This is a genomic window from Acidithiobacillus ferriphilus (genome assembly GCF_028215975.1).
Taxonomy (GTDB): domain Bacteria; phylum Pseudomonadota; class Gammaproteobacteria; order Acidithiobacillales; family Acidithiobacillaceae; genus Acidithiobacillus; species Acidithiobacillus ferriphilus.
In genome coordinates this window covers 493,010-507,733 of the sequence record NZ_CP116458.1, presented here as the reverse complement: position 1 = coordinate 507,733, position 14,724 = coordinate 493,010, and the positions used below count along the sequence as shown (strand labels likewise).

Here is a 14,724-nt window from a genome sequence, read left to right as displayed (position 1 = left end):
AATGGGTTTTATGGGAGGGAAAAAAGCACTGGTTGTCGGCGTGGCCAATGACCGCTCCATCTGCTGGGGCATCGCTCAGGCCATGCATCGCCAGGGCGCGGAAGTGCTCCTCACCTATCAGGGCGAGCGCACCAAAAGCCGGGTGGAAGAGCTGGCGAACCAGATCGGTGCGCCGGAACCCCTGGAACTGGACCTGATGAACGAAGAGCAACTGACGAGCGCCATGCAAAAGATCCAGTCACTCTGGGGCAACGTCGATATCGGCATTCACGGCGCGGCTTTTGCGCCCAAAGACGAACTCAACGGCAGCTATCTGGACGCCACCACCCGCGAGGGCTTCCGCATTGCCCACGAGGTATCCTCTTACAGCTTCACCGCCATGGCCAAGGCCATGCACCCGCTCATGCAGGGTCGGCAGGGCGCCTTGCTGGCTCTCAGCTACCTCGGCGCCGAGCGCGCCATGGCCAACTACAATGTGATGGGACTCGCCAAGGCCAGTCTTGAAGCCAGCGTCCGTTATCTCGCCTACGCGCTGGGGCCGGACGGCATCCGCGTCAATGCCATTTCCGCCGGGCCTATCCGCACCCTCGCGGCCAGCGGCATCGGCGAGTTCCGCAAGATTCTGGATCACTATGCGGAACATGCGCCCCTGCACCGCAACGTGACGCAAGAGGAGGTCGGCAACACCGCCGCCTTCCTCTGCTCCGACCTCGCTTCTGGCATCACCGGCGAAATCACCTACGTGGACGCAGGTTTCAACACCGTCGGCTTCTGAGACGCACGCCGGACCAGCGGGGCGCGCCGCTCACCGCATCGCGCGCCCCACCTCCGCGAGCATCTCCTCAAAACTTTTGGCGAAAGCGGCCAGACCCTCGACCTGCAACTGCTCCGCCACAGCCCCGTCCATATCGATACCCAGACTGGCCAATCGCGCCATGGTCCGCCGTGCCCCCGTCATGTCATCTTCGATCCGTGCCGCCAGGCTGCCATGATCGCGGAGCTTGAGCAGGGTGTCGTCGGGCAAGGTATTGATCGTCTGCGGCCCCATCAATGGTTCGACATAGAGCAAATCGGGATAAGCAGCGTTTTTGGTACTGGTGCTCGCCCAGAGTAGATACTGGGGTCTGCCACCCGCGGTGCGCAGCGCCGCAAAGTCCTTACCGTGAAAAACATCCTGGTAAATGGTGTATGCCGATTTCGCCATCGCCACGGCCGCCTTGCCACGCAACGCCAAAGCCTCCGACGTGCCAATGGCCTCCAGCTTTTGATCGACCAGCGTATCCACTCGCGACAGGAAGAGGCTGGCGACCGCTTTCACCTTGCGCGGATCACCGCCACTGGCCACCCACCGCGTCATTCCTTTCTGATAGGCCGCGAATACGTCACGGACATGTTTCAGCCCAAACATCAGAGTCACGTTGACCGACACACCGCGGCCGATGAGCGTTGCGAAGGCACGAATACCTGCGGGCGTCGCCGGCACTTTGATCAGCAGGTTGTCCCGCCGCACCAATCCACGCAGCCGTTGCGCCTCAGTCACCGTGGCGGCCTCATCCTGCCCCAGCCGCGGCGACTCCTCCCAACTCACCCAGCCGTCATCACCATCCGTTTCCACATACACCGGATGCAACAAATCGCAGGCCTTACGCAGATCATCCACCACCAGGCGCTCATACAACCGTTCTGCGGAATCCGCAGGCTGACGCAGATCTTCCTGATAGTAGGGGCTGGAGTGAATCGCCTTCTGAAAAATACTGGGGTTGGAGGTCACCCCGCTGATCCCGTCCTCGTCGATATAACGCCGCATAATGTCGTCATGGATAAGGGTGCGCGACAGATTATCCAACCAGATACTTTGCCCAACCTGCTTCCTGAGTGCTCGCAAATCCGTTGCCATGCTGATCCTCCCGACTTGATACCGCCAATATACACGACGTCCACCCAACCTTCAGTTTAGACCAGAGTCTGGCATCGGACGGTCTTCGGTCAGCTCAAGGTAATAAGTAAAGGCTTGCAGGTCAAAATGGGCTGGTAATATATGTAATTTAAAAGAATAATACATTGTATCTATATATGCATCAGTCAAGATGATGAGGATCAATGAACTTACAGCAGCTACGATACGTTTGTGCGGTGGTGCGCCAGAAATTCAACGTCTCAGCTGCCGCGGAAGCGTTGTATACCTCGCAACCGGGAGTCAGCAAGCAGATTCAGCTTCTGGAGGATGAACTCGGCGTCGAACTCTTTGTGCGCAAAGGCAAGCGGATGATCGGAATGACGCCTGCGGGCGAGCGAATCGTGGACTACGCCCAGCGCATGGTGCGCGATATGGAAAACATCCGGAAGGTGGGCCAGGAGTTCTCACGCGGGGATTATGGCAGGCTGGTGGTTGCCACGACCCATACCCAGGCGCGTTACGCCATGCCCAAGGCGGTCAAGATTTTTGCCGAACGCTATCCAGGGGTTCATTTGCGGCTGCGCCAAGGCAGCCCCACGCAGATCGCGGAAATGTTGGCGACGGGGAACGTCGATATCGCCATCGCTACCGAAGCCCTTAACTCGCACATCGGCTTGGTCGCCCTTCCCTGCTATCAATGGAATCGCGCTGTCGTTGCGCCCCGCGGCCACCCTATTTTGGAAAAACGGCCCCTAACCTTAAAATCGATCGCTGCGTATCCCATTGTCACCTACGATGCCGCCTTCGCCGGACGTTCCGCGATCGACAAAGCCTTCGCTGCGCAAGGCCTCAAACCCAACGTGGTGCTATCCGCCATCGACTCGGACGTGATCAAGGCGTATGTGGAACTCGGACTTGGTATCGGTATCGTGGCGCAGATGGCCTACGACCCGACGCGCGATTCGACTCTGGGCGTTGTCGATGCCAGTCACCTTTTCGAACCGAGCACCACCTACCTTGCCCTGCGCCAGGGAAGTTATTTACGCCTGTACGTATATGCCTTTATCGAGATTTTCGCGCCACATCTCGATCGACTTACTGTCGATATGGCTCTGGCTGAGGCTGGTACGGGCGACTTCACCCCACCTCTGCCAGGCAGGGTCTGATGATCGCAAGTTCCCTATCCTCCAGATAAAGCTTATACTTCCATTAAATTTTCTGTTGACCAGGCATGGGGCGTCCTTTCAACCCTTCGGAGATAATAACGACGCCACCACTCTCAAGAATGAATTCACGGCAGGGGATCATGATCTTCCGACAATTTTTTGACCCAAGAACCAAAAGGCTGAGTTACCTCTTCGCTGACCCGGCAACACGCATAGCGGCTGTGGTCGATCCCATGCTCGCCACCGTTGATAGCATGCTGGAAACGATAGCAGGCCTAGATCTATCGCTTCAGTACATTTTGGTAACCTGCATCCATCTGGACCATGATCACGCCGCGTTGACCTTAAAAGCCGTTACCGATGGGCGCGTGGTTCTGCATGAGCGGGCACCCGGTGTCCATTCCGACTTGCGGGCCAGGCAGGGTGACATCCTGTATTTGGGTGAAGAAACCGTAAAAGTTATCCATACGCCTGGGCAAAGCCCCTGTGCGGTGACCTATCAGTGGCGGGATCGCCTCTTCACGGGTGAAACACTGCTCGCCGGTGGTGTAGGCGTCTGCGCGCCACGGGATACTCACGTCACCCAGCTATACCAGAGCATCACTTCACGCTTACTCGTTCTCCCCGAAGAATACTTGATCTATCCGGGCCGGGAATTCAAAGGCCGACGCATGAGCAATGTGGAAGAGATACGACGCTGCTGCCACTGGTTTTATACCGGTCGCCGCGTTGGCGCCTTTGCGCGCGCTTGCCAGCGCATGCTGCCCAACTGGTCCCTAGATTCGAACGAAGAAACGGCTATAAGCGGGACTGAAAACGATGTACTTGCCTAATTCAACGAAGAATAGCCACATGGCCTCCCGCGCTTGCCCGATACCAAAGCATGCCACGTCTATATGGGTACGGGATGGATTGGTCTCACCCACTTCAGATACTTACAGAAGGTCCAGAAAGCGTGAGAACGCTTATTGCCTGACAAAATATTCTGTATTTTATGATGCGTTAAAATAACTGATATGCGATATCTTAAATTAGAGAAAGCCCCCCTATAACAGGCAGAAAATCGACTCTTTCGTGTCAATATATCTACTAATTATACGGTTGCACTGAAGTAATCAACTCGCAAGACCGGAGGGATGCCATGAATTTCTATGAAAGGCCGCTGACCAAGGCGGAAATAGAAAGAAAAAAGAACATGATCATATTGGCACTTCTAATCTATTCTATTTTTGCAGCCGCCATATCGGCGGCAAGCATCTACTTGATATGGGGATCGTTCCATCCGCACGTTTTGTCCATAGCGGTATCCCTTATCATATGGATGACGCTGGAAGCCCCTTGGGTGGTCTTCTCCAAGGACAGTCATGATCAATACAAGCCCATTCCACCAAATAAACTCGGAGAAATGGCTGCATTTCTGGAACGGCATCCAGAGCTTTCCGATTATCGGACGAAAGTGCTGGCTGAACCACGTCCATTCATCGGGCTGGAACTGAAAATGATCTCATCCTATGAAAATCACCTGCAACACCAGGAGCATGGAGAAAGACTGTATGGGAAAGACTGGCCAGAAGAATAACGGGATGAGTGTCTCGCCATGAAGGCCAGCGGCGACCCACGCTCCGCAATCCCCCAAAAGCGTCCTCGCACATCACAATATAACTACACCTGTTGATATTGTTATTGCCGGATTTTTTTGAAAAATTAGGCTTTTTCTGTCAGAAAACAGCCTCGCCAGAAGTATTATTTCTTCATTAATTTTCTATTATTAACTAATATATTGGCGGAACAAACCCCAGGATTAGACGAAAGTGGCGGCATCATGCCGCTACGCTACCGTGCCAACCTTCTCCACCTTTGAAGAACACAATTTGCGCTCTATTTCTAGCAATCGCGACAATAACGAACATTGGGGGTTGACCATAATCAATTTCTATAGTCTTATTAAGATGAACACGATGAGAAGTGAATGGGTATAAGATGATAAGTACATGCTAACGCGGGGGTGGAGACAGATGGTCCGACTTAGCTACATCAAAGGACTTGGCGCAATAAGGGCAGTCGTACCTATCGTGCTTTTCAGTACGGGCACGATATTTTTTGCCATGACCGAGTGTGCGGCGGCAACAGTGCATGACAATAAGCTAGCAGCAGCTACCGCTTCTTCTACAACAGCCGTTACAGCCGCGGCACATTCTGCAGCAAGTGCACAAACAACGGCGGATACCCAAACTGGAAATATTCCGCAATCAGTGAGCAGCACTTGTATGGCATGTCATGGAATGACTGGAATATCTCCACAAGGAGCGATGTTTCCAGACTTGGCGGGGCAATGGGCTCCTTATCTAGTCAAACAGCTGGATAACTTTCGGAGTCACACGCGCGCGGACCCTATGGCAAAGGCAATCATGTGGGGCATGGCTGCTTCATTAACTCCGGCGCAGGTGCAGCACGTGGCCGACTACTATTCCAAGCAGGTTCCGGCAAAAGGCAAGATGATCAACCCAAAATTGGCGGCAGCGGGTAAGAAAATATTTGAGGGCGGTATTTCCACTACGCATGTGCCAGCGTGCATGGCATGCCATGGCCCAACCGGCCTGGGTGATCCACCGCTCTTTCCTCGCTTGGCGGGGCAAAGACAAGCCTATGTAGTGTTACAACTGAACTATTTCAAAAAAGGTCTCAGGACCAATGACCCGCACGCTATAATGCGTTATGTCGCATCACGGTTGTCCGAAGCACAGATTACCGAGTTAGCTAGTTATGTGCGCAGCTTGCCAGGGGACAGCAATGAATAATTACGTGCCCGCCGATAACTTACTAAACGGTCGAGTGATTGTTGTCACAGGTGCCGGTGAAGGAATTGGGCGCTGTGCCGCGATGGAATTTGCCCGCTTGGGTGCCGAGGTCGTTTTATTAGGCCGAACGCAACGAAAACTGGAAGCGGTATATGACGAGATTATCGATTCAGGATATAAGCAGGCAGTTATACACCCTATGAATTTGCTCACTGCGAAAGCGAGTGATTACATAGATTTTGCGCAACGCCTAAAAGAGAATTTAGGCAGACTAGATGGCATTCTGCATAATGCAGCGGAGCTCGATATACTAACTCCAATCCAATATTATGATGAGGAGTTATGGGAGAGCACTATGAGAGTAAATACAACCGCCCCATTCTTGTTGACGCAAGCTTGCTTGCCGATGCTGCTGGAGTCAGGTGATGGCTCAATAGTGTTTATAACGGACGACTGTGCTCGCGAAGCCAAAGGCTATTGGGGTGCTTACGCCGTTAGTAAAGCGGCAACGGAACATCTCGCCCTTACGCTCGCCATCGAATTGCAGAAGACCAATGTTCGAGTGAATGTGATAAATCCTGGGCCCTGCCGCACAGGGATGCGAGTGAGGACACACCCCGGAGCATCAATAATGTCAGTCCCACCACCAAAGGCCATAATGCCAGTCTATAATTATTTGATGGGACCTGATAGCAAGGGAGTACGCGGTCAAATAATGGATGCTAGAGAATGGTTAGACGCGGAGCACGATGATAGTAGGAAGGTTGCCCTGGTACAATAAGGCGATCTATATGGATGCGGACAATGCCAGCCGCAACAGAATAGGCATACTCTAGTAATTACGATGTGGATCTTGGGGCATGAGCGAGGTTATAGAAAATGACAACGGTTACAGATGCGGAACATGATCATAAGAATATTACCCGTCGGAGATTTTTGACGGCGGCGACATCTGCTGTCGGAGTGGTGGTAGGTGGGATGGCTGTTGTGCCGCTAATTGAATCAATGGAACCAACAGCGGCAGCATTGGCGGCGTCGTCAACCACGGTAGATCTAAGCCCCATTGAACCTGGTATGCAGGTTACGGTTCCGTGGCAGAAAAAACCGGTGATAATAATAAATCGGACCCCGGAGATGTTGGCTTCATTAAAAGAGACGATGGATAAAGGGATTTTAAAAGATCCGCTATGCAAAGTACCGCAGCAACCCCCCTACTGTACAAATATGTATCGCTCCAGGATTCCTGAATGGTATGTCGGGATACGCATTTGCAATCATTTATGCTGCATCCCCCATTATAGGCCAAAGAAAGGTAGCGTTGCGCCGTGGTGGCTCGGAGGGTTTCACTGCCCATGCCACGGTTCCATGTACGATCTGTCTTGCCGGGTAATACAAGGTTCCCCTGCCCCGCATAATATGGCTGTGCCGGAGTATGAAATCTCCACTGAAAAGATGAGCACCACGATTACCCATATGTATCCAAAAGCTCACTTGTGTTGACTGGCTGATAATTGAGGGGTAGTTCCTATGAGTAGATTTTCAGTATGGGTTAATCAAAGACTTCCTTTGGACGAGACTGTAAAAGAACATCTAACGGAATATTTCGCACCAAAGAACTTTAACATTCTTTATTATGCAGGATCCCTACTCCTGCTGATGATCGTAATGCAGCTAATCAGCGGCTTCTTTTTGATGGCCCATTACGATCCCACATCCCAGGGCGCCTTCGCTTCTGTGCAAGGTATTATGTATGACACCAACTGGGGTTGGCTGATACGCTATATGCATGTCGATGGTGTATCCCTTATATTTATATTGCTTTATGCCCACATGTTTCGTGGACTTTTGTACGGATCGCATCGCACCCCACGAGAATTGGTGTGGATTATCGGATATGTTATTTATTTGTTAATGATGGCCGAGGCGTTTGTCGGGTATGTGCTGCCATTCGGAAATCTGTCTTACTGGGCCGGAGAGGTGATCACCTCGATCATACATGCGGTGCCGATAGTCGGCCCCTCCCTCACCACGCTGGCACGCGGTGGTCCAGGCGTTGGCACTGCAACATTGCAGCGTTTTCTGGCGCTGCATGTTGTTTTATTCTTTCTTATCATTCTCGCAGCCATCGTGATGCATATTGTAGCCTTGCATAAAGTTGGCTCAAACAATCCTGACGGTATTGAAATAAAGAAACACAAAGGGACAGATGGGAAACCATTAGATGGCATACCATTTCATCCATATTATACGGTTAAAGATTTATTTGGGGTGGGCGTTTTCCTGACCATATTTGTCACGATTATATTCTATGCGCCGACAATGCATGGCATCTTTATGGAGCGGACAACATTCCTTGCCGCGAATCCGATGGTTAGCTTGCCAGACGTGACCCCGCCGTGGTACCTGTCGCCTTATTATGCAATGCTCCGGGCGGTACCCAACAAGTATTATGGAATTACGATAATGGTTACCTCGGTATTGCTGCCTTTCCTGCTGCCTTGGCTTGATCGCAATCCCGTACGGTCTAGTAGATATCGTCCGGTATACAAGACCATGCTTATTGTTGCCGGAATCTCCTTCATTACTTTGGCGTGGGTAGGTGAACAGCCGCCGCTACCTAAATTCTTCTTGATAGAACGGGTGGCAACAGCTTTATACCTCGGATTTTATATATTGCTGCCTATCATTAGCACGATAGAACCGACGCGGCCCGTACCGGAGAGGGTAACAGGATGAGCAAGTACAGATATTTATGTTTCTTGTTTGTGTCAATGTTGGTGCCCACTCTGGCTTTTGGTGCGGGTGAAACTGTGCATTGGATGACACCTCATTACACATTCAATAGAACCACCGTCATAGCCGGGGCCAGGTACTTTGCGGCCCATTGTATGGCTTGCCACTCTGTCAGTTCCTTGCGCTATGAATACCTCACTGCAGATCTGGGCATGTCGAAAAGTGAGGTGATGAAGGACATAATGCTGCCGAGTGGCGCTGCATTTAAGGGGACAATAGATTCTCCGATGCCCTCTGACATGGCAGCCAAATGGTTGGGGAAACCACCCCCAGACCTGAGTCACATGGACAGATATTTGGGATCGAAGTTTATTTATACGTATCTACTGTCATTTTATTGGGATCCTGCCCGTCCGTCGGGTTGGAATAACTATGTTTTCCCAATGGTTGCCATGCCTAATATATTGGCCCCATGGGGGGGTACCGTAGGACCCAAAGGCCAGGTCATTTATCCTGGGAAGTTGTCTCCTGCGGAATACCATAAAAATGTTGCTGATGTCGTCGCATTTCTTCGGTATGCCTCGGATCCGTCATATTTCAAGAGAATGGCTCTTGGTCCGTACGTTATTGGCATTTTATTGCTATTCACAATCCTCGCCTACCTTCTTAAGACGGCATATTGGCTGGACTTAAAGAAAAAGGGTAGACATGTCGGTACCAGAGTGAAACGAAGTTAAAGCTACGATACCCCCAGGCAGTTTGAAAAGAACGTTCATACTGCCCGGGGGACACAACAACCCACAACCATTATTTCCCCTAGCCACACGCTTCGGCAAACAGCGCGGAAGCATTGTGTTCATCAGCAAAGATTTTTGAGTTGGATCAAACAAGCTCGTCATCCCCTGTCGACCAAAAAAACTCGCTGCCGACATTCCGCCACCATTTTAATGTATCGACATTGGAAGACGCGTTGGTAGTAGAGCAGGCATATTTCGCTTTTATTAAACAGGAATACGCGATTAGTACGGACAACCGGATCAATCCCTTCATCTACAAAGAGGTGTGATGTGATGAAAACCAACCAAAATCATAATATTCAGGCTACGCCATCAGCCTGGGCCGTGCAGATAATGGGTATCGCCCTTACCCTTGGGAATCTTATACTTTATGCCATGCCCATTTTGATACTGTCTATCGCCGTAGGCCATTGGTTTCCAACAAACTACCTGCTGGAATTTATTGCGATTTTTGCCGGGCAGATCATTGGTATTCTCCTGGTTATCCGCCTGGAACGATACCGTATCCGCACAGCCGCACAGCCGGCTTACTGACAAGCCATTTTTCGGACAAAACGCGTATGCTCGAGTTTGGCCGCTTTCCCTCCCGGTCAGGGTATCAGAACGAAATCCCAGAGGGGGAGAAGCCTCCGCAAGGGTGGGGATCTACGGACAGCGGACCTATCAACGATGGACGCAGGCCAGAAACAACGACTGGCTGGCTGTGAATCAGTTCACCGTCATTGAAGGACAAAACAACCGCCGTCCCGACATCGCGGTTTTCATCGACGGCCTGCCGCTGGCGGTGATCGAACTGAGGAATGCGGCAGACGAGGGCGCCACCATCTGGTCGGCCTTCAATCAACCGCAGACCTACAAGCAGCGGGGCAGTTCGTTCACGGCCAGCCAGGAGCGGTTCAAGATCTGGCGCACCATCGAGAAAAGGCATGGCTTCCCACCGGATTTACAGGAAGAGGCGCCCAAAACCGTACTGGCCCAGGCGGAACTCCTGTCGGCGATCTGGGCAGCATGAGGTTTCTCTGGACCAGCACCAAGGGTGGACTGGGCAAGGGGGACGTTCGCCTTAACGTCAGCAGCAGCGAGTTATGGGGCCATGCCGTAGCCAACATCACGCCGTCGGCCATGCCGGCCGTCACGATTTCTCTGGTGGCCATACACGGCGGCCCGTTTACCTGGCTGGCCTATGCCCTCATCGGCGTGCTGATGACCCTGGTGGCCGTGCAAGTGGGTGTTCTGGCCCGGCACTTCCCTTCCCCCGGCTCGCTGTTTTTTTATCTGAGCAAGGCCCTGCACCCGATTTCCGGCATGGTCGCGGGCTTCACCATGATGGCCGGATATTTTGGCGCTTTGGCGGCGGCCCCTCTGCTCGGCGGGCTTTTTGTCGAACAGGCTTTGCGGTTTTTTGCACCGGTTTCCGGGATGGGCTGGATTGCGGGGATTGCGGTGCTCTATCTGCTGGTGGCGTGGCGACTGGCGCTGCGCGGCATCGAAATTTCCGCGCGCTGGGGGCTCTGGGTAGAGATTTTCTCCATCCTCTGCATTGTGTTGATTGCGGCGGTGACGCTCTGGCATTTCGGCTGGCATGATCCGGCCCAATGGAATTTCCGGCGCTTACACACGGCACCACTCGCGCAAGCGTTGATTCTCTCGTTGCTGGCTTACGGCGGCTTTGAAACTGCGGGTAATCTGGCCGGTGAAACCAGCGCGACGCGCACCGCCATCCCGCGCGTCATGCTGCTTTCCGTACTGATGGTCGGTGGATTTTTCGTCGCCATGGCCTATGTGGAGGTGCTGGCCTTTGCCCACATTTCCACCCCTCTGGGCGACAGTGCGGCCCCGCTCAACGCCGTCGCCGAAGCCATCGGGTATCCGTGGCTCGGCATTTTCTCCGATCTCGCCATGGCGACGGCGGCATTTTCCGCCACCATCGCCACCCTCAACAGTATATCGCGGATCCTCTACAGCATGGCTGGACACGGGGTCATCCCGCGTTTCTTCCATCACCGGGACGCAGGTTATGGCACTCCGGCGCGGGCGTTGCGGGTGCTCGCCATCATTGTGCTCCTGAGCGTGGCGGTGGTCGCTTTGTGGAGAATTCCCATATTATCGGTGGTCGGCACCTTTGGCACCTTTACCGGGCTGGCCTTTCTGCTGATATATGGACTGGCCAACATCGCCACGCCCTGGTTTTTATTCCGCCAGCGTCATGCCTGGCGCTGGATCAGCCTGATCATCGCCGGCATCAGCCTGCCGCTCCTGATCAAAGTAATGGCGGTCAGCCTCTGGCCCTTGCCCGCCGGAGGAGAAGGCGTGGCCACCCTGCTTTTTGTCGCGCTGGTGATCGTCATTTTTTTCTGGGGACTTTATTGGGCGGCGTTTCGGCCGGAGCGTTTGCGGCATATTCTTGTTGCCGTGGATGAACCATAAGCCTGACCACGCCGGTTACCCATCCCGAAATCTGGGGGGGTCTCCCGGCGTCCGCTAGGCAACATACCGACCACATGGTATCTTATTCAGGTAATCGTCCAGCCAGTCCGCACCGGCAAACTGACAACGCATAAGGAGCACGCAAATGTCCAGAACCAGCAAAGATCTTTTTGCCCCTCTCAAAATGGGTAGCCATACCCTAAAAAACCGCATCGGGCTGGCGCCGATGACCCGCATGTCCTCGGAAAAAGACGGTATTCCCCGTCAGGATGTATTGGATTTCCTGGTCCGGCGCGCCGAAAACGATGTCGCGCTCATCACCACAGAAGCCATCGTCAGCGATTATGAAAGCGCCCAGGGCTATCCCGGCCAGGCGCGCTTAACCACGCAGCGGCAAATTGATGCCTGGGCGCAAGTCAACGCCAAAATCCGTGCTGCGGGCAGCGTATCGGTGCTGCAAATTTTTCATTGCGGCAGAATAGCCTGGAATGCGGTAAATCCCGCTGAGCGCACCATCGCGCCCAGCGCATTGATCCCCAAACAGAACAACCCGCTGACCAGTGCGCCCTACCCCGTGCCCGACGTGATGTCATCCTTTGACATTGCGCATGTCATTCAGGGTTTCGTCGAAACGGTTAAAGGGGGCATCGCGGCTGGATTCGATGGTATAGAAATTCACGGCGCACACGGTTACCTGATCAATGAGTTTCTGTCCTCCTACAGCAATCAACGTGCAGATAACTACGGTGGCAACGTCGAAAACCGCTTCCGCTTTGCCCGTGAAATCGTAGAGGCCGTGCGTCCCCATGTGCCTGCCGACAAATTGCTCTTTTTCCGGATATCCAACTGGGGTGTTGCGGATATGGAAGTTTCCCTGTTCGCCGATGCCGACGAATGGACAGAGGTGATTCGATTCCTGGATCGACTCCCCATCGACGCCATTTCGGTCTCCACCTATCGCTTTGACGACGAGGCCTTCGGGACCGGCAAAAATATGGCGCAGTTGACCCGCAGCGCCACCCGGAAGCCGTTGCTGATCTGCGGCGGCATTCATGATCTCGACACCGCCGAGGCAGCACTGGCGGATGCCGACATGATCCTCTCGGGCAAGTCCCTGTTGCTCAACCCCTACTGGGTGAATGATCTGCGCGCCAACAAACCGATGGATGCTTACTCTTCCGAGCAGGCCAATATCGCCTATACCAAAGAACCTTTGCCCTGAGTCGCTGTTAGGCCTTCGGCAGGGTTACGCCACTCTGGCCCTGATACTTGCCGCCGCGGTCAGCATAAGATACTTCGCAGACCTCGTCCGACTCCAAAAAGAGCACCTGCGCCACACCCTCGTTCGCATAGATTTTCGCGGGTAAGGGCGTCGTATTGGAGAATTCCAGGGTCACATAGCCTTCCCACTCCGGCTCAAAAGGCGTGACATTGACGATGATGCCGCAACGGGCATAGGTGGATTTGCCCAGACAAATGGTCAGCACATTACGCGGGATACGGAAGTATTCCAGCGTGCGCGCCAGGGCAAAAGAATTCGGTGGGATAATGCAGGTATCCCCGGTAAAATCGACAAAAGAATCTTCGCTGAAATTCTTCGGATCGACAATCGCGCTACGGACATTGGTGAAAACCTTGAACTCCCCGGCGCAACGGATATCGTAACCATAGGAAGATAACCCGTAGGAGATAATGGGGTTCCCCTCGATATGTCGTACTTGGCGCGGTGAAAAGGGCTCGATCATCCCGTGTTCTTCCGCCATGCGACGGATCCAGCGATCGGATTTGATGCTCATGGCGGAGACTTCCTGTAAGTGGTTGCGAATCAGCGATTCTGGACGACGATGTTGGGGAACTTGTGGCTGTGATCGACCGCCTGAATCGCCAGTCGCCCGGCCACATGCCGCGCCAGTTCCAGATAGATCTTGGCGAGACGGGAATCCGGTTGCGCCACCACCGTCGGCGCGCCGTTATCGGCTTCGTTGCGAATGCTGCGGTCGAGCGGTATCGCCCCCAGAAATTCCACCCCATCCTGCTCGGCCATGGCCGCACCGCCGCCATGTCCAAAAATATCATCTTCATTGCCGCACTTCGGGCAGATATAAAAACTCATATTCTCGATGATACCAAGAATAGGCACACCCACTTTCTCAAACATTTTCAGCCCCTTACGGGCGTCCAGCAAGGCAATGTCCTGCGGCGTCGTGACGATCACCGCGCCGGAGACCGGCACCTTCTGCGCCAGGGTGAGCTGGGTATCGCCGGTACCCGGCGGCAGGTCCACCACCAGATAATCCAGTTCGCCCCAGCGGGTATCCGAGAGCAACTGCTCCAGCGCCTGCATGACCATGGGGCCGCGCCAAACCATGGGCGTTTCGTCGTCGATGAGAAATCCGATGGACATCGCCTTGATGCCGTGTCCCTCCATGGGCTCCATCTTTTTGCCATCTTTACTGGTCGGTTTTCCGGAAATGCCCAGCATGCGCGGCTGACTGGGTCCGTAGATGTCGGCGTCCAGCATGCCCACTTTGGCGCCTTCCTTGGCCAGCGCCAGCGCCAGATTGACGGCGGTGGTGGATTTACCAACCCCACCCTTGCCGGAGGCAACGGCAATGATGTTTTTGATGCCTTCCATCAGCTTGACACCGCGCTGCACCTGATGCGCAAGAATACGGTGCCCGACGGTGACCTGCACGCTGATGCCATGATCATTCTGAATTTGCCGGGCCACCTCCTCGCTCAAACCGATGGCCACCCCCAGACTGGGGTAAGGCAATTCCAGTTTGACGGCAGTGCCATCAACGCTCTTGAGGACACCCGCGGCCGCCAGATTTTTCCCCAGATAAGGGTCCTGCACCGCGCGCAACGACTGTTCGACCTGTTCCCGCATCAATCCCGTCATGACT

At 53.8% G+C, this 14,724-nt stretch carries 16 protein-coding genes; 13 read left to right on the top strand and 3 right to left on the bottom strand.

The genetic code is table 11. The features are described 5' to 3' along the window. Nucleotide 1 precedes the first annotated feature (1 nt). Nucleotides 2-775 carry an enoyl-ACP reductase FabI gene (locus PJU76_RS02530; protein ID WP_271780343.1) on the top strand — a complete coding sequence of 258 codons (774 nt, stop codon included), beginning with the start codon at nucleotides 2-4 and terminating at the stop codon, nucleotides 773-775. A gap of 30 nt (nucleotides 776-805) precedes the next feature. Here PJU76_RS02530 and tal read toward each other — a convergent pair whose 3' ends face one another. Beyond that, a complete protein-coding gene (tal, locus tag PJU76_RS02525) occupies nucleotides 806-1,897 on the bottom strand; it encodes a transaldolase (protein WP_271780342.1) in 1,092 nt (363 codons plus the stop codon). 203 nt (nucleotides 1,898-2,100) lie between these two features. Between tal and PJU76_RS02520 the strand changes: the two genes are divergently transcribed. The 12 genes from PJU76_RS02520 (at nucleotide 2,101) to PJU76_RS02465 (ending at nucleotide 13,040) form a co-directional block, all read left to right on the top strand. Continuing rightward, nucleotides 2,101-3,063: a CysB family HTH-type transcriptional regulator gene (locus PJU76_RS02520; protein WP_271780341.1), complete on the top strand. Its 963-nt coding sequence runs from the start codon at nucleotides 2,101-2,103 to the stop codon at nucleotides 3,061-3,063. 140 nt (nucleotides 3,064-3,203) lie between these two features. Next, on the top strand, nucleotides 3,204-3,896 hold the full coding sequence (locus PJU76_RS02515) for an MBL fold metallo-hydrolase (RefSeq protein ID WP_271780340.1): 693 nt from the start codon (nucleotides 3,204-3,206) through the stop codon (nucleotides 3,894-3,896). Between the two features lie 308 nt (nucleotides 3,897-4,204). Further along, nucleotides 4,205-4,642 carry a hypothetical protein gene (locus PJU76_RS02510; RefSeq protein WP_271780339.1) on the top strand — a complete coding sequence of 146 codons (438 nt, stop codon included), beginning with the start codon at nucleotides 4,205-4,207 and terminating at the stop codon, nucleotides 4,640-4,642. A 436-nt stretch (nucleotides 4,643-5,078) separates the two neighbouring features. Next, nucleotides 5,079-5,861 carry a c-type cytochrome gene (locus PJU76_RS02505; protein WP_271780338.1) on the top strand — a complete coding sequence of 261 codons (783 nt, stop codon included), beginning with the start codon at nucleotides 5,079-5,081 and terminating at the stop codon, nucleotides 5,859-5,861. Continuing rightward, nucleotides 5,854-6,642, top strand: a complete 789-nt coding sequence (locus PJU76_RS02500; RefSeq protein ID WP_271780337.1) for a YciK family oxidoreductase — start codon at nucleotides 5,854-5,856, stop codon at nucleotides 6,640-6,642. The genes PJU76_RS02505 and PJU76_RS02500 overlap by 8 nt, the downstream gene beginning before the upstream one ends. Before the next feature lie 98 nt (nucleotides 6,643-6,740). Further along, complete coding sequence (gene petA, locus PJU76_RS02495; RefSeq protein ID WP_081258065.1) at nucleotides 6,741-7,361, top strand: ubiquinol-cytochrome c reductase iron-sulfur subunit; 621 nt, start codon at nucleotides 6,741-6,743, stop codon at nucleotides 7,359-7,361. A gap of 27 nt (nucleotides 7,362-7,388) precedes the next feature. Then, entirely contained in the window at nucleotides 7,389-8,597 is a 1,209-nt protein-coding gene (locus PJU76_RS02490) for a cytochrome b (RefSeq protein WP_271780336.1), read from the top strand. Further along, nucleotides 8,594-9,331, top strand: coding sequence for a cytochrome c1 (locus PJU76_RS02485; RefSeq protein WP_334212474.1), 738 nt, complete (start codon nucleotides 8,594-8,596; stop codon nucleotides 9,329-9,331). Before PJU76_RS02490 ends, PJU76_RS02485 begins: the two co-directional genes overlap by 4 nt. 333 nt (nucleotides 9,332-9,664) lie before the next feature. Further along, nucleotides 9,665-9,925: a hypothetical protein gene (locus PJU76_RS02480; protein WP_271780335.1), complete on the top strand. Its 261-nt coding sequence runs from the start codon at nucleotides 9,665-9,667 to the stop codon at nucleotides 9,923-9,925. A gap of 103 nt (nucleotides 9,926-10,028) precedes the next feature. Continuing rightward, the gene (locus PJU76_RS02475; protein WP_271780334.1) at nucleotides 10,029-10,403 is read left to right on the top strand and encodes a type I restriction endonuclease; all 375 of its coding nucleotides are present in this window, start codon (nucleotides 10,029-10,031) and stop codon (nucleotides 10,401-10,403) included. Further along, complete coding sequence (locus PJU76_RS02470) at nucleotides 10,400-11,818, top strand: APC family permease (protein WP_271780333.1); 1,419 nt, start codon at nucleotides 10,400-10,402, stop codon at nucleotides 11,816-11,818. The genes PJU76_RS02475 and PJU76_RS02470 overlap by 4 nt, the downstream gene beginning before the upstream one ends. A 145-nt stretch (nucleotides 11,819-11,963) precedes the next feature. Beyond that, entirely contained in the window at nucleotides 11,964-13,040 is a 1,077-nt protein-coding gene (locus tag PJU76_RS02465) for an oxidoreductase (RefSeq protein ID WP_271780332.1), read from the top strand. Between the two features lie 7 nt (nucleotides 13,041-13,047). Here the strand turns inward: PJU76_RS02465 and dcd are convergent, their stop codons facing one another. Together dcd and apbC are read right to left on the bottom strand one after the other, a co-directional pair. After that, the gene (gene dcd, locus PJU76_RS02460) at nucleotides 13,048-13,614 is read right to left on the bottom strand and encodes a dCTP deaminase (RefSeq protein ID WP_215849921.1); all 567 of its coding nucleotides are present in this window, start codon (nucleotides 13,612-13,614) and stop codon (nucleotides 13,048-13,050) included. 29 nt (nucleotides 13,615-13,643) lie between these two features. Next, complete coding sequence (apbC, locus tag PJU76_RS02455) at nucleotides 13,644-14,720, bottom strand: iron-sulfur cluster carrier protein ApbC (protein ID WP_271780331.1); 1,077 nt, start codon at nucleotides 14,718-14,720, stop codon at nucleotides 13,644-13,646. Nucleotides 14,721-14,724: the final 4 nt, after the last annotated feature.